Annotated in this window: 18 protein-coding genes and 2 pseudogenes; 9 read left to right on the forward strand and 11 right to left on the reverse strand. The window is 62.2% G+C overall.

Going from position 1 to position 23245, the window contains the following annotated elements; translation table 11 throughout:
• Window positions 1-11 precede the first annotated feature (11 nt).
• From ACZ6J2_RS10750 to ACZ6J2_RS10765, 4 genes are all read left to right on the forward strand, one after another.
• Window positions 12-1100 carry an oxidoreductase gene (locus ACZ6J2_RS10750; protein ID WP_471725682.1) on the forward strand — a complete coding sequence of 363 codons (1089 nt, stop codon included), beginning with the start codon at window positions 12-14 and terminating at the stop codon, window positions 1098-1100.
• A gap of 57 nt (window positions 1101-1157) precedes the next feature.
• Window positions 1158-1901 carry an SDR family NAD(P)-dependent oxidoreductase gene (locus ACZ6J2_RS10755; RefSeq protein ID WP_032661029.1) on the forward strand — a complete coding sequence of 248 codons (744 nt, stop codon included), beginning with the start codon at window positions 1158-1160 and terminating at the stop codon, window positions 1899-1901.
• Between the two features lie 183 nt (window positions 1902-2084).
• Window positions 2085-2381 (forward strand): type II toxin-antitoxin system RelE family toxin, encoded by a 297-nt coding sequence (locus ACZ6J2_RS10760; protein ID WP_471725683.1) that lies wholly within the window; start codon window positions 2085-2087, stop codon window positions 2379-2381.
• Window positions 2362-2766 carry a helix-turn-helix domain-containing protein gene (locus ACZ6J2_RS10765; protein WP_039264079.1) on the forward strand — a complete coding sequence of 135 codons (405 nt, stop codon included), beginning with the start codon at window positions 2362-2364 and terminating at the stop codon, window positions 2764-2766. The genes ACZ6J2_RS10760 and ACZ6J2_RS10765 overlap by 20 nt, the downstream gene beginning before the upstream one ends.
• On the opposite strand, the gene ACZ6J2_RS10770 is transcribed toward ACZ6J2_RS10765, so the two are convergent.
• The 7 genes from ACZ6J2_RS10770 to entC form a co-directional block, all read right to left on the reverse strand.
• Complete coding sequence (locus ACZ6J2_RS10770; protein WP_006809671.1) at window positions 2763-2960, reverse strand: YbdD/YjiX family protein; 198 nt, start codon at window positions 2958-2960, stop codon at window positions 2763-2765. The two genes, ACZ6J2_RS10765 and ACZ6J2_RS10770, sit on opposite strands and share 4 nt — an antisense overlap.
• 99 nt (window positions 2961-3059) lie before the next feature.
• Window positions 3060-5165, reverse strand: coding sequence for a pyruvate/proton symporter CstA (gene cstA / locus ACZ6J2_RS10775; RefSeq protein WP_033144900.1), 2106 nt, complete (start codon window positions 5163-5165; stop codon window positions 3060-3062).
• 149 nt (window positions 5166-5314) lie between these two features.
• Window positions 5315-5728 carry a proofreading thioesterase EntH gene (entH, locus tag ACZ6J2_RS10780; protein ID WP_029740111.1) on the reverse strand — a complete coding sequence of 138 codons (414 nt, stop codon included), beginning with the start codon at window positions 5726-5728 and terminating at the stop codon, window positions 5315-5317.
• A 1-nt stretch (window position 5729) separates the two neighbouring features.
• Complete coding sequence (gene entA / locus ACZ6J2_RS10785) at window positions 5730-6485, reverse strand: 2,3-dihydro-2,3-dihydroxybenzoate dehydrogenase EntA (protein WP_471725725.1); 756 nt, start codon at window positions 6483-6485, stop codon at window positions 5730-5732.
• The gene (locus tag ACZ6J2_RS10790; RefSeq protein ID WP_033144898.1) at window positions 6482-7336 is read right to left on the reverse strand and encodes an isochorismatase; all 855 of its coding nucleotides are present in this window, start codon (window positions 7334-7336) and stop codon (window positions 6482-6484) included. The genes entA and ACZ6J2_RS10790 overlap by 4 nt, the downstream gene beginning before the upstream one ends.
• 10 nt (window positions 7337-7346) lie before the next feature.
• Entirely contained in the window at window positions 7347-8957 is a 1611-nt protein-coding gene (entE, locus tag ACZ6J2_RS10795) for a (2,3-dihydroxybenzoyl)adenylate synthase EntE (protein WP_471725684.1), read from the reverse strand.
• Window positions 8958-8966: 9 nt separating this feature from the next.
• A complete protein-coding gene (entC, locus tag ACZ6J2_RS10800) occupies window positions 8967-10142 on the reverse strand; it encodes an isochorismate synthase EntC (RefSeq protein ID WP_471725685.1) in 1176 nt (391 codons plus the stop codon).
• A 188-nt stretch (window positions 10143-10330) separates the two neighbouring features.
• Here entC and fepB point away from each other — a divergent pair, with 188 nt between their 5' ends.
• Window positions 10331-11290 carry a Fe2+-enterobactin ABC transporter substrate-binding protein gene (gene fepB / locus ACZ6J2_RS10805; protein ID WP_181594571.1) on the forward strand — a complete coding sequence of 320 codons (960 nt, stop codon included), beginning with the start codon at window positions 10331-10333 and terminating at the stop codon, window positions 11288-11290.
• Window positions 11291-11324: 34 nt separating this feature from the next.
• On the opposite strand, the gene entS is transcribed toward fepB, so the two are convergent.
• On the reverse strand, window positions 11325-12572 hold the full coding sequence (gene entS / locus ACZ6J2_RS10810) for an enterobactin transporter EntS (RefSeq protein ID WP_471725686.1): 1248 nt from the start codon (window positions 12570-12572) through the stop codon (window positions 11325-11327).
• Between the two features lie 108 nt (window positions 12573-12680).
• Here entS and fepD point away from each other — a divergent pair.
• The 3 genes and pseudogenes from fepD to fepC all read left to right on the forward strand — a co-directional run bounded on the left by fepD (window position 12681) and on the right by fepC (window position 15472).
• A pseudogene (fepD, locus tag ACZ6J2_RS10815) lies at window positions 12681-13686 on the forward strand (Fe(3+)-siderophore ABC transporter permease).
• Complete coding sequence (gene fepG / locus ACZ6J2_RS10820; RefSeq protein WP_471725726.1) at window positions 13686-14675, forward strand: iron-enterobactin ABC transporter permease; 990 nt, start codon at window positions 13686-13688, stop codon at window positions 14673-14675. The pseudogene fepD and the gene fepG overlap by 1 nt, the downstream one beginning before the upstream one ends.
• Window positions 14672-15472, forward strand: coding sequence for an iron-enterobactin ABC transporter ATP-binding protein (gene fepC / locus ACZ6J2_RS10825; protein WP_471725687.1), 801 nt, complete (start codon window positions 14672-14674; stop codon window positions 15470-15472). The genes fepG and fepC overlap by 4 nt, the downstream gene beginning before the upstream one ends.
• Before the next feature lie 75 nt (window positions 15473-15547).
• Here the strand turns inward: fepC and entF are convergent.
• From entF to fes, 3 genes and pseudogenes are all read right to left on the reverse strand, one after another.
• Window positions 15548-19404, reverse strand: a pseudogene (gene entF, locus ACZ6J2_RS10830) (enterobactin non-ribosomal peptide synthetase EntF).
• A complete protein-coding gene (locus tag ACZ6J2_RS10835) occupies window positions 19401-19613 on the reverse strand; it encodes an MbtH family protein (protein WP_262768194.1) in 213 nt (70 codons plus the stop codon). The pseudogene entF and the gene ACZ6J2_RS10835 overlap by 4 nt, the downstream one beginning before the upstream one ends.
• 10 nt (window positions 19614-19623) lie before the next feature.
• The gene (fes, locus tag ACZ6J2_RS10840) at window positions 19624-20820 is read right to left on the reverse strand and encodes an enterochelin esterase (protein WP_471725688.1); all 1197 of its coding nucleotides are present in this window, start codon (window positions 20818-20820) and stop codon (window positions 19624-19626) included.
• Window positions 20821-20966: 146 nt separating this feature from the next.
• On the opposite strand from fes, the gene ACZ6J2_RS10845 reads away from it, so the two are divergent.
• Window positions 20967-23207 carry a TonB-dependent siderophore receptor gene (locus ACZ6J2_RS10845; RefSeq protein WP_471725689.1) on the forward strand — a complete coding sequence of 747 codons (2241 nt, stop codon included), beginning with the start codon at window positions 20967-20969 and terminating at the stop codon, window positions 23205-23207.
• Window positions 23208-23245: the final 38 nt, after the last annotated feature.

Consider the following 23245-nt stretch of genomic DNA (forward strand, 5'->3'; position numbering starts at 1 on the left):
AGGACACCATCATGAGCAACACCGATATCCGCGTCGTGCCTGGCCCGGCGAACTACTTCTCTCATCCCGGAAGCCTTGCGCAGCTGGATAACTTTTTTACCCCGGAACAGCTTTCCCGCGCGGTGTGGATTTACGGCGAGCGCGCTATCGAAGGCGCGCGCCCTTTCCTGCCCGAGAGCTTTAACGCGCCGGGAGCGAAACGCCTGCTGTTTAAAGGCCACTGCAGCGAGCGGGACGTCACCCATCTGGTGAATGAATCCGGCAGCGACGCCAGCGTGGTGATTGGCGTCGGCGGCGGCGCGGTGATGGATACCGTCAAGGCCGTGGCGCGCCGCTTAGGGGTGCCGTTCGTGGGTATCCCCACCATTGCCGCGACCTGTGCGGCGTGGACCCCGCTCTCCGTCTGGTACAACGATGCCGGTCAGGCGCTGCATTTTGAGATCTTCGACGACGCCAACTTCCTGGTGCTGGTGGAGCCGCAGATCGTCCTTAACGCTCCGGCGGAGTACCTGCTGGCGGGCATCGGCGATACGCTGGCGAAGTGGTACGAAGCGGTGGTATTGGCACCTGAGCCGGAAAACCTGCCGCTGACCGTGCGGCTGGGCATCAACGGCGCGCTGGCGATCCGCGACGTGCTGCTGGCGCGCAGCGAAGAGGCGCTGGTCGACCAGCAGCGCGGCGAACAGACGCAGGCGTTCCGGGACGTGGTCGATGCAATCATCGCCGGCGGCGGGATGGTCGGCGGCCTGGGCGAGCGCTATACGCGCGTGGCGGCGGCGCATGCGGTACACAACGGCTTAACCGTGCTGCCGCAGACGGAAAAATACCTGCACGGCACCAAGGTGGCCTACGGCATTCTGGTGCAGAGCGCCCTGCTCGGCCAGGACGACGTGCTGTCGCAGCTGGTGGCGGCGTACCAGCGTTTTAACCTGCCGACCACGCTTCGCGAGCTGGACGTCGACATCACTAACCGCGACGAGCTGGATCGGGTCATCGCCCACACCCTGCGCCCGGTGGAGTCGATTCACTATTTACCTGTTACGTTAACGCCTGACGTTCTGCGCGCCGCGTTTGAGAAAGTGGAATCCTTCAGCCGCTGATCGCGCCGACAGGCTATACCTAATGATGATTCTTACCACTCTCGTAACGAGGTCATCATGCAGATCGATTTAACAGGTAAAAAGGCGCTGGTTACCGGTGCCAGCCGCGGGTTGGGTCGTGCGATTGCCCTGTCGCTGGCGCGCGCCGGTGCGGATGTGATTATTACGTATGAAAAATCTGCCGATAAAGCCCAGGCGGTCGCCGATGAAATTAAGGCGCTGGGACGACACAGCGAAGCCGTGCAGGCCGACAGCGCCAGCGCGCAGGCGATTCAGGATGCCGTCACCCATGCGGCGCGTTCCCTTGGCGGGCTGGACATTCTGGTCAACAACGCCGGGATCGCGCGCGGCGGCCCGCTGGAGTCTATGACGCTGGCGGACATTGACGCCCTAATCAACGTCAACATTCGCGGCGTGGTGATTGCCATTCAGGAAGCGCTGGTACACATGTCCGACGGCGGGCGCATTATCAACATCGGCAGCTGTCTGGCAAACCGCGTGGCGCAGCCGGGCATTGCCGTTTACTCGATGACCAAATCTGCCCTTAACTCCCTCACCCGCGGGCTGGCGCGCGATCTGGGGCCGCGCGGCATTACCGTTAACCTGGTGCACCCCGGCCCCACCAACAGCGATATGAACCCGGAAGACGGGGAACAGGCTGACTCTCAGCGTCAGCTTATTGCTTTGGGTCATTACGGTCAGCCGGAAGACGTCGCGGCGGCGGTCACGTTTCTTGCCAGCCCGGCGGCCGGGCAGATCTCCGGTACCGGCCTGGACGTGGACGGAGGTTTGAACGCCTGATCGCAATCGCCCTGCAAGCCTCTGTCGCCCGGCAGAGGCGTTTCCGAGCGCCCTCGACGGTTCGCGTTTTGCCGCTTTCTCCCGTTTTTTCTCCGCTCTACAGTATCCCATTAGAAATTCGGAATTTATCTAATAGCCTTATTATTTCCTTATACTTTGTGTGGGCGTACAGTGGAGGTACGGATGAAGATTGTGTGGTCAAAGGTAGCAAAGAAGTCGTTGTCCCGAATTGATAGTCGCTATCGACAACGCATTGAAACAAAACTGGCTGAACTGGATGACCGCTCGGCTTCCCGGCCCGATATCATAAAAATATCGGTTTTAGAAAATCATTACCGGTTACGCGTAGGCGATTACCGCATCCTTATTACGCTGCGGGACGATCCCGATAACGATTGTTATGTTGTGGACGTTAAACGCAAAACATCAACCACTTACCTGCATGAGGAAAGAGCTCCCTATGGCTGTTCAGCTGATTAAGGACAATAATGGGAAAACACAGTTCGTGGTCATGCCCTATGACGAATACTTCCGTATGTGCTTACAGATGGCAGAGATTGACGACGAAACCGACGATGATTTGGAGGATATTGAAGTCGAACACGATTGCTATGATGACGTGGAATTGCCCGGAGAAGTGTGCAGCATCATGACCTGGCAGAACGTTAGCCTGCAGGCCGCGTGGCGTATCCTGCGCGGCATGTCCCAGCAGGAGGTGGCTGAGAAGCTCGGCATCACCCAGTCCGCCGTATCACAGCTGGAAGCGCTCGACTCCCGTCCGCAAAAGCGCACCCGCGAAAAGCTGGCGGCGATCTACGGCTGCAAGCAGGAGCAGATCAGCCTCTATCTACCGAAAGAGGGTTAACAGCACTTCGCCCCGCCCTTGCCGCCGTAGCGGGCGTCCTGGCGGTCGCGGAAAAATTCTTCATAGGTCATTGGCGTCTGGTCCGGATGGTTGACGCGCATGTGCTCAACGTAGTTGTCGTAGTCCGGCACGCCAATCATCATTTTGGCGGCCTGGCCAAGGTACTTACCTGCTTTGGAAAGGGTGTCGAACATAATCAGTGTCTCGTTTGTTTCCGGCCTTCTCCCGGAGGGAGAGGGCCGAGAAAAAATGTAGGCGGCCGGGTAAGGCGAAGCCGTCACCCGGCACACAGGTTAATGCGCCCCTTTCGCCTGGGTCACAATCTCTTCCAGGTTTTCAGGCATCGGCTCGTACGGCGTCTCTTTCGCCGTTGGCTGATCGTTTTTCAACGCCGCCAGCGCGGTCTTGAGAGAATACAACGCCAGCACCACGACCACCACCATAAAGAAGATGGTCAGCCCGGCGTCCAGACGGTTGTTAAACACCAGCTGAGACAGCTGGGACTCGGTGTACTGCGCCGGGATCTTACCGCTGTCGATCATCGCCTGGAATTTGTTGGCAATCGCCAGGAAGCCCACCTTGTTGTCCGGGCTGAAGGCCTTCTGCCAGCCCGCCGTCAGGGTACAGATCAGCAGCCACGCGGTTGGCACCAGTGCCACCCAGGCGTAACGCTGGCGCTTCATCTTGAACAGCACCACCGCGCAGAGCATCAGCGCCATGCCCGCCAGCATCTGGTTGGCGATACCAAACAGCGGCCACAGGGTGTTAATCCCGCCCAGCGGATCGACCACGCCCTGGTGCAGGAAGTAGCCCCACGCCAGCACGCACAGCGCCGTCGCCAGCAGGTTAGCCGGGAGCGAATCGGTACGCTTCAGGTTCGGGGAGATCACGCCAAGCAGGTCCTGCAGCATAAAGCGCGCCGCACGGGTTCCCGCATCCACCGCCGTCAGGATAAACAGCGCCTCGAACAGGATGGCGAAGTGATACCAGAACGACACGTCCATCAGCCCGCCCAGCGCGCCGTGCAGAATATACGCCATGCCGACCGCCAGCGTCGGCGCCCCGCCCGCACGAGAGATAATCGACTGCTCGCCCACTTCACTGGCGATGCTCGTCAACGTATCAGGGGTAATCGCAAAGCCCCAGCCGCTCACCACCTGCGCGGCGGACGCCACCACGTCAACGGTGCCAGCCGGTGCCAGTACCGCCATCGGGCTGTTCATCGCGAAATATACGCCCGGGTCGATGATACAGGCAGAGACCAGCGCCATGATGGCCACGAAAGACTCCATCAGCATGCCGCCGTAGCCGATCAGGCAGGCCTGATTTTCATTCGCCAGCATCTTCGGCGTGGTTCCGGAAGCGATCAGCGCGTGGAAGCCGGACACCGCGCCGCAGGCGATGGTGATAAACAGGAACGGGAACAGGTTACCGGTCCAGACCGGGCCGGTACCGTCGATGAATTTGGTTAACGCAGGCATGGTCAGGGTCGGGCGCATAATCAGAATGCCGATCGCCAGCCCGACGATGGTGCCGATTTTCAGGAACGTAGAGAGATAGTCACGCGGAGCCAACAGCAGCCATACCGGCAGCACCGCCGCCACAAAGCCGTAGCCCACCAGCATCCAGGTCAGCTGGACGCCGGTAAAGTCGAAGAACGGCGCCCAGGTCGGGCTTTCCGCCACCCAGCCGCCGGAGATAATGGCGAACACCAGGAATACCAGGCCAATTACCGACACCTCACCAATGCGGCCGGGGCGCAGGTAGCGAATATAGATCCCCATAAACAGCGCCAGCGGAATGGTGAAGGCAACGGTATAGGTCCCCCACGGGCTGTGGGTCAGCGCTTTCACCACGATCATCGCCAGCACCGCGAGGATGATCACCATGATCATAAAGGTCGCCACCAGCGCAATCACCCCGGCGGTTGCCCCCATCTCCTCTTTTACCAGCTCACCCAGCGAACGCCCGTCGCGGCGGGTCGAGACGAACAGCACCATAAAGTCCTGCACCGCGCCCGCCAGCACCACGCCCGCGAGGATCCAGATCATCCCCGGCAGGTAGCCCATCTGCGCCGCCAGCACCGGCCCCACCAGCGGACCCGCTCCGGCAATCGCCGCAAAATGGTGACCGAACAGCACTTTTTTGTCGGTCGGCACGTAGTCCAGCCCGTCGTTATGGCGGACGGCAGGCGTCATGCGCGTAGCGTCAACGCCCAGAACGTTCTTCGCGATATAGCGGCCATAAAAACGGTACGCGATCAGATAAATGCAGACGGAGGCGACGACGATCCAGAGCGCATTGATCTGTTCCCCCCGGTTGAGGGCGATATAGCCCAGGGCAAAGGCTCCCACAACGGAGAGCCCTGCCCATATAAGGTATTTCCCTGAGTTGTTCATAGTTGTTGTCCGTTGTTGTGAAACAGTGAGATGTTACATTTTGTTTCTAGAACAACCGGAAAAATTTAACAACTTTGAAACGCAATAATGCGTGGTCAAACCAGAGATTTACACCACAGTGTTAAGCCGATCACTTTGATCTGCCTGGCTTAGCCCAACACCATCGTGCTCAACCGACAGGTGCAGCACCGCCGCCCCTGCTCGTCGAATACCACAATCTCCCAGCTCTGGCTCGAACGCCCCAGATGCAGCGGCTGGCAAACGCCGCGCACTTTGCCGTGAGAGACCGCACGATGGTGCGTGGCGTTAAGCTCCGTCCCCACCACGCTCTGCCCGTCCCGGGTCATCAGAAAACCGGCCATCGATCCCAGCGTTTCCGCCAGCGCCGCCGACGCGCCGCCGTGCAGCAGGCCAAACGGCTGATGGGTGCGCGCATCCACCGGCATCTCCGCTTCCAGCGTGTCGTCACCGATACGGGTATAGACAATGCCGAGATGCGCCACCAGCGTATTCAGGCTGGTCGCGTTCAGCTCCTCGAGCGGTAAATGACGTTTCCAGATCATCTTACGCTCCCAGCGTGGAGCCGCCGTCCACCACGATATCCTGCAGGGTGATATGGCTGGCGGCATCGGAAGCAAGGAACAGCACCGTGCTGGCTATCTCCTGCGGACGAGCGATTTTGCCCAGCGGAATGCCGAGCTTGAACTGCTCGCCAAAGCCGCGAATACGCTGCTGCTCCGCATCGTCGCTTTTCCACAGGGTGCGCTGCATATCGGTATCCGTTGAGCCCGGCGACACCAGGTTACAGCGCACGCCGCTGCCCGCCAGCTCCAGCCCGACGGTCAGGGCCAGGCTTTTCAGCGCCGCCTTCGACGCGCCGTAGGCGCTCATGCCGATGCGCGGCGCGTGCGCCGCGTCGGACGCCACGGTGACTATCGCCCCGCCCTGCTGGCGGCGGAACTGGCCCATCGTCTGCTGGAACAGGTTGAACGCGCCGCCGACGTTGACCGCAAAGGTCTGCTGCCAGTCCTCCTGCGAAAGCTGGTCCGTCGCCCCCATGCGCAGAATGCCCGCCGCGTTGACCAGCACGTCCAGCCGTTCAAGCGACGCCAGCGCGCGCCCGCACACCTCATGCACCTGCGCGGTATCCGCCACGTCCAGGGTTTCAGTGGCGAACGGATAATCCCCCAGCGGAAACGCCAGATCGAACCCGGTAACCTGCGCGCCCGCCTCCACAAACGCCAGCGCCGTCGCGTAGCCAATCCCCTTCCCCGCGCCCGTCACCCAGACGGTTTTACCGGTGAAATCCAGCCCCATCACTTCACCTCGCGGGAGAGCAGCGCCCACCAGGCGTCGATTGTGGGATTTTTTGCCAGCATCACGAAGTCGATATCGCCGTGCACTTTGCGCCAGCGGGCGGCCAGCGCCATCATGCGCACCGAGTCCAGACCGTAGTCGATCAGGTTTTCATCATCCATCGGCTCGTCGGACTCATCCAGCAGCGGCAGGATCAGCTCACGCAGCGCGGCTTTGGTCGCCGGAACGGACGGCAGCAGCTCGTCGGTCATTACCACGCGGCCCGAGCGTCCGGCCACGTAGTTGAGCGACATCAGGTGCTCGTCGCGGGTGAAATCCGCCAGCGCGTCGGCAATAAAGAACGGCTTGATGTCGCGCATAAAGGCATCGGTGGCGGTGGTCATGCAGCCGATGTGGGCGTACACGCCGGTAATCAGCAACTGGTTTCGTCCCGTCTCTTTCAGCATCTGCTCCAGCGGCGAGCGGTGAAACGCGCTGTAGCGCCACTTCACCAGCACCGTGTCGGCTTCGTCCGGGGTCAGCTCACGGACAATGCGCTGCTGCTCCGGCGAGCGGGTCAGGCCCGGCCCCCACATGTCGTTCAGCAGGGCGCGGTCTTCGTCGCTCTGCTCTTTCGGCTGAGCGGTGTAGTACACGGGAATATTGTGCGCTTTGCAGTAAGCGCGCAGTCTGGCGATATTCGCCACCACCTGCTGCATCATCGCGCTGTTTTCGCCCCAGAAGTTCAGGAAATACTCCTGCATATCGTGGATCAACAGCGCGGCGCGCTCAGGCTCAAACGCCCAGTTCACTTTACTGGTTGGCAGCTCTGCGGCGGTCGGCAGCGCGTAAGCGGTTAATTTTGGAATGGCCATACTCTGTTCCTCAGCCCCGGGCGCGTTCAGCAAGCCACAGGCGCAACTGTTTCTTATCGACTTTGCCGACCGGCGTCAGCGGGAGCGCATCCACGCTCTCCACGCGGTCCGGCAGCTTGAATTCGGCAACGCCCTGCTCGCGCAGGAAGCGGCGCACCTCGACCGCGCGCAGGGGCTGTTTCACCACCAGATACGCGCAGCTTTTTTCGCCCAGCAGGCTGTCCTCCATGCTCACCAGCGCGGCGTGGATCACCGACTCGTGGCGCAGCAGCAGGTTTTCAATCTCTTCGGCGGCGATCTTCTCGCCGCCGCGGTTGATCTGATCCTTCTCACGCCCCTGCACGGTGATGTAGCCCTGCTCGTCGATGGCGATGAGATCGCCTGAGCAGTAAAAGCCGTCGTCGTCAAAGGCGCTGGCGTTGTGTTCCGGGCTGTTGAAATAGCCGCGGAAGGTATACGGCCCGCGCGTCATCAGACGCCCGACCTCACCGCGCGGCAGCGAGTTACCGTGCTCGTCCGCCACCCACACTTCGTCGTCCGGGCACATCGGGCGGCCCTGGGTGTTGATGATGCGCTCCGGCGCGTCGTCGAGCGCGGTGTAGTTCACCAGTCCTTCCGCCATGCCGAACACCTGCTGAAGCTGGCAGCCGATTTCCGCCGGAATGCGCGCCGCGAGCGTGGCGGAGAGGCGTGCGCCACCCACCTGCAGCAGCCTGAGGGATTTGAGCTGCGCGTTGCCCGCGCCGTCGGCAATCGCCTGCAGCCAGAGGCTCACCGCCGGAGGAACCAGCGAGGTGACGTTAATCTGATGCCGTTCAATCAGCGGGAAGCAGAGCGTGGCGCTCGGATCGTTCGCCAGCACCACGCAGCCGCCCGCGGTGAAGACGCCTAACGATCCCGGCGAGCTCATGGCGTAGTTATGCGCTGCGGGCAGCGCGTTCAGGTAACGCGTTTCGGCGGTGATGCCGCAAATCTCGTTGCTGCGGCGAATGCTGTAGTCGTAATCGTTGTGCGTGCGCGGGATCAGCTTCGGCGTGCCGGTGCTGCCGCCGGAAAGCTGGAAAAACGCCACTTCGTCGGCGGGCGTCGGGTTCGGGATGCAGTTGTCCGCCGGACGCGCAATTGCCGCTTCCAGGGCGTGTTCGCCCTGATCGCCGCGCAGCAGCACGACGCGAACCGAGCGGTGCGCATCCACAAAGGTGTTAAGAAAATCATCGCCCGCAAACAGCGCGTGGTCGCGATCGCCAATCAGCACGGCGGGTTTGATCTGCTCCGCGTAGGCGTTCAGCTCGCTGCGCTGATGGCTAAAGAGCGCGTTCACCGGCGCGACGCCGATTTGCAGCAGCGCGAAGAAAGTGATGTAGAACTCGGCCACGTTTCCGAGCTGCACCAGCGCCGTCTCGCCGCGCTGCAGCCCGCGCGCCTGAAGAGCGGACGCCAGATTGTTTACCGCCTGATTAAACGCGCGGTAGGTGATGTGCCGCTCGCCGTCGATAATCGCCACGGCATCGCTGTCCGCGCGATCCGTCAGGATGTGAGTCAGCGGCAGATCCTGCCAGTAGCCTTTTTCACGGTAGCGGCGGGCGAATTCCTCAGGCCAGCGGGTAAAAGGAATGGTCATGAGCGATCCTTAGTGCAAGCCAAACACGTTGAGCATGGTGGAGAGCTTCACGCCCGTTTCGCGCCATTCGCCCACCGGCGAAGAGGCAGGCACAATGCCCGCGCCGGCAAACAGGCGAACGGTATTTTTTTGCAAACGCGCGCAGCGGATGGTCACCACCCACTCGCCGTTGCCTTCGCTGTCGCACCAGCCGACGATGCCGCCGAACAGCTCGCGGTCGAACGGCTCCAGCTCGGCAATCAGCTCTTTTGCCGCCTCATGCGGGAAGCCGCTCAGCGCCGGGGTCGGGTGCAGCAGGCAGGCCAGCGTCAGGGCGTTTTCATTTTCACGCGCGTCACCTTCAACCGGCGTCGCCAGATGCCACAGCGTCGGCGTGGTGATGAGCTGCGGGGAAGACGGCATGCTCAGGTGGTGGCTGCGCGGTGCCAGAATGGCCTTCATCGCCTGGGTTACGAGATCGTGCTCGTGACGGTCTTTTTCGGAGGCAAGCAGCTTATTGCCCGCTTCGCGATCCAGCACGTCGTCCGGCTGACGGCGCGCAGAGCCTGCCAGCGGCAGCGAGCTAAAGTGCGCGCCCTCTTTACGCAGCAGCAGTTCGGGGCTGGCGCCCAGCAGTACGCCGCCGTCTTCCAGCGGCACGTGGAAGTTAAAGCTCGCCGGGTTCTGGGCGATCAGCCGCTCCATCAGCGCGCCGCTGTCCATGTGTTTGTCGGTCGCGATATCAATCAGGCGCGACAGCACCACCTTATTCACCTGCGGCGTGGCGGTGAGCGACGCGGCGCGCGCGACCATCTCTTCGAACACGGGCTGCGGCGGGATCTCGGTGCGTTGTTCCACCTTCAGTGCCTGCGAGCCGGAAAAATAGCGTGCGGACTGCTGACGTGCCGGGCGGGAAAAGGTCTGCCAGCGCTGCGGAATAAACAGAGAAGATGGCTTGCGGGTATCGAACGGAATAGCCCCTACCATTACCGGATGAGCGATACCGTTGGCTTTCGCATTCCGGAAGGCCTGGGCTAATTTTTGCTGGAATTGCCCGGCCGGATCGTCACCGCCCACGGCGGGTTCAGAGAAGCGGGCAAAACAGCCTGAGGTAGTAAAACTGCGGTATGGCGACATAAAGAAAAAGCTGTCTGATTGCAGCGCGGTCGCGGTGTGCTGAACTTCCTCAGCCAGGGACGTGTCCATATCATCCTCCTCAAAATGATAAAAGAAGCAATAATGATTATCATTTATATTTTCGTCGGCTAACCTAATCCCACATCGCTTCGCTGTCAACCGTCGGACAAATAACTTGTGCGACAAAAGCTTGCATCCCTTCGCGGCAACCATGAAAATGAGAAGCATTATCTTCAACAAAAACAGGATGTCGCGCTGTGAAATTCCCTGCTCTATTCCGTAATACCCTGCTTTTATCTGGACTTTTTGTTTTAGGACTTGCCTCAGCCGCTGCCGCCGACTGGCCGCGTCAGGTGACCGACAGCCGAGGCGTTCACACGCTAGAGAGCAAACCGACGCGCATTGTCTCCACCAGCGTGACCTTAACCGGCTCCCTGCTGGCGATTGACGCGCCGGTCGTTGCCAGCGGCGCGACCACGCCGAACAACCGCGTGGCGGATGCGCAGGGCTTTTTGCGCCAGTGGGGTGATATTGCGAAACAGCGCAAGGTTGCGCGGCTGTACATCGGCGAGCCGAGCGCCGAAGCGGTCGCCGCGCAAATGCCGGATCTGATTTTGATCAGCGCTACCGGCGGGGATTCCGCGCTGGCGCTGTACGATCAGCTCTCCGCCATCGCCCCAACGCTTATCATCAACTACGACGACAAGAGCTGGCAGGAACTGCTGACCCAGCTGGGCACCCTCACCGGGCAGGAAAAACAGGCCGCAGAGCGCATTGCCGCGTTTGATAAACAGCTCGCGCAGGTGAAACAGCAGATGAAGCTGCCGCCGCAGCCGGTGAACGCCATCGTCTACACCGCCGCCGCGCACAGCGCCAACCTGTGGACCGCGGAATCGGCGCAGGGCAAGCTGCTGCACCAGCTGGGCTTTACGCTGGCGGAACTGCCCGCCGGACTGCACACCTCAAAAAGCCAGGGCAAACGCCACGACATCATTCAGCTGGGAGGGGAAAACCTGGCGACGGGGCTGAACGGCGAAGGGCTGTTTGTGTTTGCCGGCGACCAGAAAGACGTGGATGCGATTTACGCCAACCCGCTGCTGGCGCATTTGCCGTCGGTGAAAAACAAACGGGTCTGGGCATTGGGAACCGAGACGTTCCGCCTTGATTATTACAGCGCGATGTTGGTGTTAGACAGATTGAATGCGTTGTTTAAGTAGGCATTTCCCCTCCCTCTCCCTCTGGGAGAGGGCATCAGGCCGCACCGTCGTTCAACACACTCTCCTGCCTGAACCGCCGCAATTCCACCAGCGCCACTAACAAAATCACGCCAATAATTGCCAGTACAAACCCGCCGCAGCTCGCCGAGGCCACTGGAGTCATCATCGCCCCCAGCCCGCCGAGGATCGCCGCGCCAATCGCATCCCCCGTGACGTTCTGCGCCGTCCACAGGCCGTTAATGCGCCCGAGCATCCCTTCCGGCGTCTGGGTCTGGATCAGGGTGTACTGCAGCAGCGAACTGATGGCGCTCAGCCAGCCGAAAATCACCAGACACAGCACCCCGAGAGCCCACGCCGGCATCAGGCTGAAGAAGCCGATGGCGATAAACGAGGCCAGCGAGGCAAGCAGCATAATGAATCCCGGACGCGCGCTCTGCGCCAGGTTGCCGCTGGTCAGCGCCCCGCACGCCGCGCCGAGCGGAATGGCGGCGTAGAGAATGCCAATCTCCGAGGCGCTCATCTGCCACTCTCCCGCCAGCGCCGGGTAGAGCACGCGCACGGCGCTCGCCATGGTCAGCAGGCCGCCGAGCAGCGCAATCCCGCCAATCAGCGGGTTGCTGAACAGGAAACGAATCGCGGCCATCAGCGATTTCAGCGGATGCTCGCGCGGCTGCGGCGGAGGAGGCAGCAGCGGCAGGCGCAGCAGCGTCAGCGTGGTGATGAAGGTCCCCGCCGCCGCAAGCCCGTAGTTCCAGGCCACGTTGCCGGTCGCCAGCAGCAGGCCGCCCACCATCGGCGAAATCACCGAGCCCAGACGCACGGTGAGCATGGTAATCGCCCCCGCCTGCATCAGATTCTCACGCCCGACCAGCGCGGGCGTCGCCGCCAGCAGCGCCGTCACGCCTAACGAGGCGAAGAAGCCGTCCCACAGCCCCAGGGCATAAATGGCGATCAGCGACGGCTCCGGCAGCATCGCGTTAAGGCACAGCCCGATAAAGCCCACGCCGCAGGTGCCGCGCGCCAGCAGGATCAGCTTTTTACGCTCGTAGCGGTCCGCCAGCACGCCGCCGACCATCAGGCCGATGAACATCGCCCCGCCGGTTAAGGTGACGGATAACCCCACCAGCCAGCTGGAGTGCGTCATGGTCTGGATCTGTACCGGCACGGCCACGCCGAGCAGCCCGAGGGACAATATTGAGATAAAGCGAGCGATAAAAACGGCGCGATACGCCGGATGCGTTTTAAGCAGGCTGAGGTTGAGCAGCCAGGATTTTTGATTCATGACAAAGCCTTGAGTCTATTTCTACCCATTCCATGGGCGCACATGCTAACATAGCCAAATAAGATAGATAACGATAATCACTATCATTATCAAATCATGGATGTTGCTATGTCGTTTTCCTCTTCTTCGGTGCGCGCCGTTGCCGTGCCCGTTTTATTGCTGCTGTTGATCCTTGCGACTGCACTCAGCCTGCTGGTCGGCGCGAAGCCGCTGCCCGCGTCCGTTATCGTTGATGCGCTCTCCGGCACCTGCCAGAGCGCCGACTGCGTCATCGTGCTCGACGCCCGACTGCCCCGCACGCTTGCCGGACTGCTGGCCGGTGGCGCGCGTGGGCCTTGCCGGCGCCCTGATGCAAACCCTCACCCGTAACCCGCTGGCGGACCCCGGCATCCTCGGCGTTAACTCCGGCGCCAGCTTTGCCATCGTGCTCGGCGCGGCGCTGTTCGGGTTGACCTCGCCCTCCGAACAGCTGGTGATGGCCTTCTGCGGCGCGCTGGCCGCCTCGCTGGTGGTCGCCTTTACCGGCAGCCAGGGCGGCGGGCAGCTGAGCCCGGTACGCCTGACGCTTGCGGGCGTGGCGCTCGCGGCGGTGCTGGAAGGCTTGTCCAACGGCATCGCCCTGCTCAACCCGGACGTTTACGACCAGCTGCGCTTCTGGCAGGCCGGTTCGCTGGATATCCGCACCCTTGAAACCCTAAAAGTGGTGGCGATCCCGGTCATTATCGCCGCCGCCATGGCGCTGTTTTTAAGCCGGTCGCTCAACAGCCTGAGCCTCGGCAGCGACACCGCGACCGCCCTCGGCAACCGGGTGGCGCGCACGCAGCTGATTGGTCTGTTCGCCATCACCGTGCTGTGCGGCAGCGCGACCGCCGTGGTCGGTCCGATCGCCTTTATCGGCCTGATGATGCCGCACATGGCGCGCTGGCTGGTGGGGGCGGATCACCGCTGGTCGCTGCCGGTGACGCTGCTTGCCACCCCTGCCCTGCTGCTGTTTGCCGATGTGCTCGGTCGCCTGCTGGTGCCCGGCGAGCTGCGCGTCTCGGTGGTCAGCGCCTTTATCGGCGCGCCGGTGCTGATTTTCCTGGTACGCCGTAAACGCGGAGGTGGCGCATGATGGCCCCGTCCCGGCGTTTACTCACCAGCGTATGCCTGCTGACTATTGTCATTCTGCTGCTGGCGGTCTGGAGCCTGCGCAGCGGCGCGGTGACGCTCGATTTTGTCCAGGTCTTTGACGCCCTGCTCGGCAGCGCGCCGCGCAACATCACCATGGTGGTGACGGAGTGGCGACTGCCGCGCGTGGCGATGGCGATTCTGGTCGGCGCGGCGCTCGGCGTGAGCGGTGCGATATTCCAGTCGCTGATGCGCAACCCGCTCGGCAGCCCGGACGTGATGGGCCTTAACACCGGGGCCTGGAGCGGCGTGCTGGTGGCAATGGTGCTGTTTGGTCAGTACCTGACGGCCATTACCTTTACGGCGATGGCGGGCGGCATTCTGACGTCATTACTGATCTGGACGCTGGCCTGGCGCAACGGTATCGACACCTTTCGCCTGATCATCATCGGGATCGGCATCCGCGCCATGCTGATGGCCTTTAACACCTGGCTTTTACTGCAGGCCTCGCTGGAAACCGCGCTCTCCGCCGGGCTGTGGTACGCCGGGTCGCTCAACGGCCTGACGTGGGGCAAAACCTGGCCCGCCGCGCCGCTGATTTTGCTGATGTTTATCGGCGCGCTGCTGCTGGTGCGGCGCATGCGTCTGCTTGAGATGGGCGACGACAGCGCCTGCGCGCTGGGCGTGGGCGTCGAGCGCTCGCGCCTGATGCTGATGCTGGTCGCCGTACTACTGACCGCCGCCTCCACCGCGATTGCCGGGCCAATCTCCTTTATCGCCCTCGTGGCACCGCACATCGCCCGGCGACTTAGCGGCACGGCGCGCTGGGGATTAACCCAGGCGGCGCTGTGCGGTGCGCTGCTGCTGTTGGCCGCCGATCTCTGCGCCCAGCGGCTGTTTATGCCTTATCAACTGCCGGTGGGCGTCGTGACCGTCAGCCTCGGCGGGATTTACCTCATCGTCTTGCTCGTTCAGGAGTCACGCAGGAAATGACAGATACAACCACCCGCTTGCGCGGCGAAAACCTCACCCTCGGCTACGGCAAAAAAATCATTGCCCGTGACTTATCCGTCGCCATTCCGGACGGCCATTTCACCGCGATTATCGGCCCGAACGGCTGCGGCAAATCGACCCTGCTGCGGACGATGAGCCGCCTGATGACGCCGGCTGAGGGCAGCGTGTTCCTCGACGGGGAGCAGATCCAGCGCTTCGCCAGCAAAGAGGTGGCCAGACGCATCGGTCTGCTGGCGCAAAACGCCACCACGCCGGGAGACATCACGGTGCAGGAGCTGGTCTCGCGCGGGCGCTACCCGCACCAGCCGCTGTTTACCCGCTGGCGTAAAGAGGATGACGAGGCGGTGAACCGCGCGATGCAGGCGACGGGCATCACCGATCTCGCCCAGCAGAGCGTGGACACCCTCTCCGGTGGGCAGCGTCAGCGGGCGTGGATCGCGATGGTGCTGGCACAGGAAACGTCGATCATGCTGCTGGACGAGCCGACGACCTGGCTCGACATCAGCCATCAGATTGACCTGCTGGAGCTGCTGAGCGAGCTGAACCGCACGCAGGGATACACCCTGGCGGCGGTGCTGCACGACTTAAACCAGGCGTGCCGCTACGCCACGCATCTGATTGCGCTTCGCGACGGTGAGATCGTGGAGCAGGGCGCGCCGAAAGAGATTGTGACGCCGGATCTGATCGAGCGGATCTACGGCATGCGCTGCATGATTATTGACGATCCGGTGGCGGGTACGCCGCTGGTGGTGCCGTTGGGCAGGCGTGCGGTCTGATGCCCTCACCCCGGCCCTCTCCCACAGGGAGAGGGAGCAACCCCTCTCCTCGCCCTTTGGGAGGCGCTTTTGACGTTACCCCAATATCTCCCTCAACACCGGCCCTATCTTTTCAAACGCCTGCGGTGAAATGATATCCACGTGGGCACAGTCCTGGCTGTACACCTCAAGCTCCGCCACCCACGGCGCCCACGCGACCTGCGGATCCATCGTTCGGGTGCGCTCGGCGACGAACAGCGTCGCTTTGCCGTCAAACCGCGCGCTGCGCGCCGTGGTCAGCAGCCGCACCGCGTCGGCGTAGTTGCCCTCGATAGCGTTAAACAGCTCGCTGGAGCCCTGCCCCTGCTGGGCGGCGATAAACGCCTGACGCTCGCGTTCGATTTCCGCCAGCACCTCGGGGTCGAGGCCGTTGGCCTCTTTCTCCGACCAGTTCTGGGTTTCCGGCGGCCAGGTGTCCAGCAGGCCGAGGAAGGCCACCTCTTCACCCTGCTCGCGCAGACGGGCGGCAATGCCCTGCGCCAGCGTGCCGCCGAGAGAATAGCCGAACAGATAATATGGCCCCTGCGGCTGCTGATTACGCAGCGTAGCCAGGTGATGCTCAATGACTCCATCCAGATCCGCACGCTGCTGCATCGGCCCGTCCGGACGCGGCGACTGAATGCCGACGATAGACCAGCGCGGGCTGAGATAGCGCGCCAGCACGCTAAACTGCCAGGCAAAGCCGGAGGCCGGGTGGAAGCAGAACAGCGTCGGGCCGTCGCTTTCGCGCAGCGGCAGAAGTGTTTCATACCCCAGTCGCTGCGCCTGCTCGTCGCTCATCTGCGAGTCCAGCAGCGCGCTGAGCTTGCTCACAGTGGAGGCGACCATAATCTGCCCCGGCGTCACCCTTCGCCCGAACGCGCGGCTAAGCTGTGCCGCCAGGCGCATCGCCAGCAGCGAGTGTCCGCCGAGGGCAAAGAAGTCGGCCTCAATGTTGTTGACCTCGCAGCCCAGCAGGGCGGAAAACGCCTGCGCGACGGCGACTTCGGTTTCCGTCTCCGGCGCACGGCCGGAGGATTTACTCGTCAGCTCCGGCAGCGGCAGCGCCTTGCGGTCAAGCTTGCCGTTCGCGCTGAGCGGCAGCGCGCTGATTTGCAGCAGCACCACCGGGACCATATGCGGCGGCAGCTGCGCTTTGAGCGATTCCCGCAGCGCGTCGCGATCCAGCGGTAAGCCGGATTCGGAGACGACGTAGCCCACCAGCTGGCGGGCATCGCCGCCGGTGGCCGCCGCCTGGTTGAACACGCAGGCGTGCGCCACGGCCTGGGCCACGTCCGGCAGCGACAGCATCGCCCGGTCGATTTCGCCCAGTTCGATGCGCTGTCCGCGAATTTTTAACTGGTCATCGCTGCGGCCGAGATATTCCACCGCGCCGTTGTCCAGCCAGCGGGCAACGTCGCCGGTGCGGTACATCCGCTCGCCGGGGGCGAACGGGTCGGCAATAAAGCGGCTGGCGGTGAGATCCGGACGGCCAAGATACCCCTGCGCCAGCTGAATGCCGGTGAGATACAGATCGCCCGCCACGCCGAACGGCACCGGGCGCATCATCGCGTCCAGAATGCGCAGCCCCGTGTTCCAAACCGGGAAGCCGATCGGCACGCTGTTGCCTTCCACCGCCGCCAGTTCGGAGCCAAACGCCGGATACCAGCTGACGTCAACCGCCGCTTCGGTTGGGCCATAGAGGTTGTGCAGCGGCGCATGGGTCAACTGCTCCCACTCGCGGCACAGCTCGGTCGGCAGCGCTTCGCCGCTGCAGAACACCTGTTTAAGCGTCCTGCAGCAGTCGACGTTTTCCGGCGTCAGCGAGGCGACAAACGCCGCCAGCATCGACGGCACGAAGTGGGTAGTAGTCACGCCGTACCGGGCGAAGAAGCTCTGCATCGCCTGCGGGTCGCGGTGCGCCTCCGGCTCGGCCATAACCAGCTTCGCCCCGGCGATAAACGGCCACCAGAACTCCCACACCGACACGTCAAAGCTGCACGGCGTTTTCTGCGCCACCACGTCAGTCACGTCCAGCGGGTAGTGGTCCTGCATCCACTTCAGGCGGTTAACGATGGCGGTATGGCCGACCATCACGCCTTTCGGGCGGCCCGTCGAACCGGAGGTAAAGATGATGTACGCCGTCTGCTCCGGCGTCGCCAGGCGCAGCGGTTCAGCACCCGCAGCCCGTAAAAGGGTGTTGTAACTAAAGGCAGTAATCGGCAGATCGCTAAAGCGCGGAAGCTGCTCGTCGGTGGTAATGAGCAGGGATGGCTTCGCGTCTTCCAGCATCATCCTCAGGCGGTCGTCCGGATAGCCGGTATCGAGCGGCAGCCACGCGGCACCGGCCTCGACGATGCCGTGCAGCGCCAGCGTCAGGAACACCGAGCGCGGCAGGGCCACCGCCACGCTGTCGCCCGGCTTCACACCGCGCGCGCGCAGCAGGTTTGCCAGCGCGACCACCTGCTCGCGCATCTGACGATAGCTGAGCTCAATATGCGCGTCCGCCAGCGCGGGGGCGTCCGGCGTTTACTCGCCTGCTCTGCCACCAGATCCGCCAGCGTGGTGGCCGGCAGCGCCAGTCCGGTATCGTTGATGCGCGCCAGCTGCTGATATTCCTGCTCTGAAACGGTTTCCACGTCGCCACAGCGCAGGTCCGGGTTGGCCGCAAACTGCATCAGCATCGCGTTCAGGCGCGCGACGTGACGGGAAAGCGTCGCCTCATCGTAACGCTGCTTACTGGCGAGGATCTCAATGCTCAATCCGCCCTGTTCGTCCGGGAACAGCGCCAGCTCAAGGTCGTTCACCGGGCCGGTTGCGAGCGTGTGGGTGATGGCCTCCACGCCGTCGATATCCAGCTGATAATCGAATACCTTCACGTTCAGCACCGGGCCAAACAGGGCTTCGTCGCCTGCGGCACGCCCGCTGTCGCGCACGATCTGCTCGGCGTCATAGCGCTGGTGGCGGCGCATTTTTTTCAGCTGGTTGGCCAGGCGCAGCGCCAGCTCCGGCAGGCTCTCCTGCGGGTTGATACTGACCGCCAGCGGCAGGACGTTGAGCACCGGCCCGGTCGCGGTCAGCGCGGCGGAGCCCATGCGGCGCATAAAGATAAACCCGGCGGCGTAGTCCAGCCTTCCGGTCAGACGGCCCAGCCACAGCGCCACCAGCGCAAGGGCCAAATCGGTACGCTGCGCCTGCCCTGCCGCCTGCGCAAGCTGGCTAAAGGCGCGGTCGTCGGCGGCGATTTTGAGGCGCAGGATATCGGTAGTAGCGGCGCGTCCCGGCAGCGGCGCGGAAGAGAGCGAGACCGGAGAAGGAAGCTGCCTGCGCTGCTCCGCCCAGAAGGCGCCGTCGCGCTGATACGCCTCGCTGTCGCGATAGCGCTGATACTCCTCCACCACTTCGGCAAATGGCGTAAACGGGGAGTCAGGAGTCGGTTCACCCTTTTTCCACGCGGCGTAAATCGCGGCGATCTGGCGGGTAATGGCCGGGAAGCTGAAGCCATCCACCACCAGATGGTGATAGCGCTGATACCAGTACCAGTGGCTTTCACCCACCTGAATCAGCTGGTGAAACGCCAGCGGCTGGCCGCTGTCGACGCGCAGGTTTTGATTGAGATCGGCCTCCATCAGCGCCACGGCATCTTCATGAGAGGTAACGCGAACGATGGACGGCTCCGGCAGAACGTAGGTGTCATCCACCCACTGCCACACCTCGCCGTTCTCCTCGGCAAAACGCATCCGCAGGGTATCGGCCTGCGTCATGCCCTCAGCGATGGCTTTTGCCAGCAGCGGCGCGTCGATATCGCCTTTCAGTTCGGTGTAGTGCGCCACGCTCCAGGCGTTTGGCAGGGAAGAAAGCTGTTCCGCCATCCAGATACCCGGCTGGGCGGCGACGAGAGGAAGACGGTTCATGCGCTCCCCTCCGCAAAATGGGACGGTTCAAGCGTGCGCCAGTGCCCGGCCAGCCACTGCTGGCACGACTCCTGAGACTGCGCTTCGCACACCACGCGCCACCCCGCCGGCAATTCGCACTGCTGCGGCCACAGGCTGTACTGCCCCTGGTCGTTTTGCAAAATGGCGAACTGTCCCTGCGGATTATCGAAAGGATTGCTGAATTCCATACAGACTCCGTTAGTGAATGAGCGGCTGCCAGAGGGTCATCAGCCCCTGCGTCAGCCCACCGCGCCAGCAAAGCGCATCGTGTCCGCCGTCAACCTGACGCCAGGTCACCTGCTGCGCGTGTAGTTCGGCATAAATCGCCTGATTGGCATTGAAAATCAGCGGCTCGTTGCGCCCGGCTTCGAGGACGATACGCAACCCGCTCGCGGTTAGCTCACCGGCTCTGAGCTGTTCGATAAGGCGCCCTTCCTGCTGCCCGCCGCGGTGCGGCCACCAGTACGAGCCGGACTGGCTCAGCACGCAGCCAAACCGCTGCGGCCAGCTGAGGCCAGCATAAAGCGAAGAGAGTCCGCCAAAGCTCTGGCCCGCGACCACGGTACGGTCAGCGCGGTCGCTGAAAGGCGCGAGCTGTTTTACATGAGGGAGAAGTTCTTCCTGCACCGCCAGCCAGAAATCGCGGTTACAGGGCAATTCGCGGTTGCGGTGTTCCATGTCGATCGCATCAATTAATACGTAGACCGCAGGCGGCAGTTTGTGCTCGGTGGTAAGCGACGCCAGCGCGGGCCAGACGGGCATGCTTTCGGCCCAGAACTGACCGTCGAGCAGCACCGCCAGCGGACGTTCCGGGCCGTCATCCCCGGTGGTGAAAATCCAGACGCGACGGTGGTTTTTCAGGCGCGCGCTTTCCCATTCAATGCAACTCGGCGCCTTGAAGGGCGTTTTGGGCTGATTCCAGCCGGGCTGAACGGGCGCGTCCGGCATCTCCAGCGCCGAGACGGCATGACCGCGCCCGCCGCGCCAGCTCTGCCGATTCAGCGGGTCGGAAACCGCGTGCGGCAGCAGCTTGCGCCAGCCTTCGCGCAGCGCCATGCGGTCCGGCAGCTCGCCTTCAAACACGGTATCGGCAAAATCGTTTTCATTTACAGAAGGGATAAAACAGTAGCTCCCGCGCCACTCGGGGCTGAATTCGCCCTGCCACTGCCAGACGTCGGTATCCGGGATGCGCTCGAGGGACTGCGGGCGGGCATTTTGATGGTGATCGGTCACGCCGGTAACGTAGAGCCAGACGCGTTTGACCGATGAGGTTTTCTTCGTTCCTGCCGGATCCCGCCACCAGAAGGTGACGCAACACTTCTCCTTCTGACGTTCCCATTCAGGTCCATTTTTCGACTGCCACCACGCTTCACTTCCGGTTGTTAACGTCGTCACCCTTATAACCCCATGTTTCACAGTCTTTTTTGTTTCAGAGCAAATTTTATTGATAATATTATTGATAACTATTTGCATTTGCAATAGCGTAATGCCCGCGCTGTGGGAAGCGCGCTCATTAAATAACCATAAAAGCGGGACGTACAATGAATAAGAAGATTCACTCTCTGGCCTTGCTGGTCAATTTAGGGATTTATGGTGTCGCGCTGCCCGCCGTGGCAGACGACAACACCGCCTCTGCGCAGCACGAAGACACCATGGTGATCACTGCCGCCGAGCAGAATTTACAGGCGCCGGGCGTGTCGACCATCACCGCCGACGAGATCCGCAAAAATCCGCCCGCGCGCGACGTGGCGGAAATCATCCGTACCATGCCGGGCGTTAACCTGACCGGTAACTCCACCAGCGGCCAGCGCGGAAACAACCGCCAGATTGACATTCGCGGCATGGGCCCGGAAAACACCCTTATCCTGATCGACGGCAAGCCGGTCACCAGCCGTAACTCCATCCGTCTGGGCTGGCGCGGCGAGCGCGATACGCGCGGCGATACCGGCTGGGTGCCGCCGGAGATGATCGAGCGCATTGAGGTCATTCGAGGCCCGGCCGCCGCGCGCTACGGCAACGGCGCGGCAGGCGGCGTGGTAAACATCATCACCAAAAAATTCGACGACCAGTGGCACGGTTCCTGGAACACCTACCTGAACGCGCCTGAACACAAGGACGAAGGTTCCACCAAACGCACCAACTTCAGCCTGAGCGGCCCGCTGGGCGGCGACTTCAGCTTCCGCATGTTCGGTAACCTGGATAAGACCCAGGCCGACGCGTGGGACATCAACCAGGGCCACCAGTCTGAGCGTACCGGCGCTTACGCCAACACCCTCCCTGCGGGCCGTGAAGGGGTGGAGAACAAAGACATCAACGGCGTGGTGCGCTGGGACTTCGCGCCGATGCAGTCTCTGGAGTTTGAGGCGGGCTACAGCCGCCAGAACAACCTCTATGCGGGCGATACGCAGAACACCAACAACGACAGCGCGCTGGTGAAGAAGAACTACGGCAAAGAGACGAACCGTATTTATCGCCAGAACTTCGCGGTGACCTGGAACGGCGGCTGGGACAACGGCATTACCACCAGCAGCTGGGCGCAGTACGAACACACCCGCAACTCCCGCCTGGGCGAAGGGCTAGCGGGCGGTACGGAAGGCCTGTTCAACAGCGATAAATTCACAGACACCGACCTGGCCGACGTGATGCTGCACAGCGAAATCAACCTGCCGATCGATTTCCTCGTCAACCAGAACCTGACTCTCGGCACCGAGTGGAACCAGCAGCGCATGAAGGACTCCACCTCCTTTACGCAAACCCTGCAGGGCGGCACCATTCCGGGCATGAGCAACGACCGCAGCCCGTACACCTCGGCGGAGATTTTCTCCCTGTTCGCCGAAAACAACATGGAGCTGACCGACAGCACCATGCTGACCCCTGCCCTGCGCTTCGACCATCACACCATCGTCGGCAACAACTGGAGCCCGTCGCTTAACCTGTCGCAGGGGCTGGGGGATGACTTCACGCTGAAGATGGGGATCGCGCGCGCCTATAAAGCGCCGAGCCTGTACCAGACCAACCCGAACTACCTGCTGTACAGCAAAGGCCAGGGCTGCTACGCCAGCTCGGACGGCGTGGGCTGCTACATGATGGGCAACGACGACCTGAAAGCCGAAACCAGCATCAACAAAGAGATTGGCCTGGAGTGGAAACGCGACGGCTGGCTGGCGGGTGTGACCTGGTTCCGCAACGACTACCGCGACAAGATTGAAGCGGGCTACGCGCCGATTGGCCATACCTCTTCCGGTAAAGTGCAGACGGATATCTACCAGTGGGAAAACGTTCCGAAAGCAGTCGTCGAAGGGCTGGAAGGCTCCCTGAACGTGCCGGTCAGCGACACGATCAACTGGACCAACAACATCACCTGGATGCTGCAGAGCAAGAACAAGGAGACCGGCGACCGTCTGTCGATCATTCCGGAGTACACGCTGAACTCAACCCTGAGCTGGCAGGTGCATCAGGACGTCTCGCTCCAGTCGACCTTTACCTGGTACGGCAAGCAGCAGCCGAAGAAGTACAACTACAAAGGCCAGCCGGTGACCGGGTCTGAGAAAGACGAAGTCAGCCCTTACAGCATCGTTGGCCTGAGCGCGACCTGGGATATGACCAAAAACGTTAGTCTGACCGGCGGCGTTGATAACGTCTTCGACAAACGCCAGTGGCGCGCGGGTAATGCCCAGACGACCGGAAATTCCACCACCGGTGCGTATATGTACGGTGCGGGGGCATACACATATAATGAACCTGGCCGTACCTGGTACATGAGCGTGAATACGCGATTCTGATACAGGCAGTAACTCCCCCCTCTCCCTGTGGGAGAGGG

The sequence above is a fragment of the Enterobacter sp. E14S genome (genome assembly GCF_055666685.1).

What these genes read in the sequence shown, in the direction of transcription:
- entS (WP_471725686.1), bottom strand. Translation starts at nt 12,572, where the DNA reads ATGAATCAAAAATCCTGGCTGCTCAACCTCAGCCTGCTTAAAACGCAT.
- ACZ6J2_RS10845 (WP_471725689.1), top strand. Translation starts at nt 20,967, where the DNA reads ATGAATAAGAAGATTCACTCTCTGGCCTTGCTGGTCAATTTAGGGATT.
- ACZ6J2_RS10750 (WP_471725682.1), top strand. Translation starts at nt 12, where the DNA reads ATGAGCAACACCGATATCCGCGTCGTGCCTGGCCCGGCGAACTACTTC.
- ACZ6J2_RS10765 (WP_039264079.1), top strand. Translation starts at nt 2,362, where the DNA reads ATGGCTGTTCAGCTGATTAAGGACAATAATGGGAAAACACAGTTCGTG.
- ACZ6J2_RS10755 (WP_032661029.1), top strand. Translation starts at nt 1,158, where the DNA reads ATGCAGATCGATTTAACAGGTAAAAAGGCGCTGGTTACCGGTGCCAGC.
- ACZ6J2_RS10760 (WP_471725683.1), top strand. Translation starts at nt 2,085, where the DNA reads ATGAAGATTGTGTGGTCAAAGGTAGCAAAGAAGTCGTTGTCCCGAATT.
- ACZ6J2_RS10790 (WP_033144898.1), bottom strand. Translation starts at nt 7,336, where the DNA reads ATGGCCATTCCAAAATTAACCGCTTACGCGCTGCCGACCGCCGCAGAG.
- entH (WP_029740111.1), bottom strand. Translation starts at nt 5,728, where the DNA reads ATGATCTGGAAACGTCATTTACCGCTCGAGGAGCTGAACGCGACCAGC.
- fepC (WP_471725687.1), top strand. Translation starts at nt 14,672, where the DNA reads ATGACAGATACAACCACCCGCTTGCGCGGCGAAAACCTCACCCTCGGC.
- entC (WP_471725685.1), bottom strand. Translation starts at nt 10,142, where the DNA reads ATGGACACGTCCCTGGCTGAGGAAGTTCAGCACACCGCGACCGCGCTG.
- entE (WP_471725684.1), bottom strand. Translation starts at nt 8,957, where the DNA reads ATGACCATTCCTTTTACCCGCTGGCCTGAGGAATTCGCCCGCCGCTAC.
- ACZ6J2_RS10835 (WP_262768194.1), bottom strand. Translation starts at nt 19,613, where the DNA reads ATGGAATTCAGCAATCCTTTCGATAATCCGCAGGGACAGTTCGCCATT.
- fepG (WP_471725726.1), top strand. Translation starts at nt 13,686, where the DNA reads ATGGCCCCGTCCCGGCGTTTACTCACCAGCGTATGCCTGCTGACTATT.
- cstA (WP_033144900.1), bottom strand. Translation starts at nt 5,165, where the DNA reads ATGAACAACTCAGGGAAATACCTTATATGGGCAGGGCTCTCCGTTGTG.
- ACZ6J2_RS10770 (WP_006809671.1), bottom strand. Translation starts at nt 2,960, where the DNA reads ATGTTCGACACCCTTTCCAAAGCAGGTAAGTACCTTGGCCAGGCCGCC.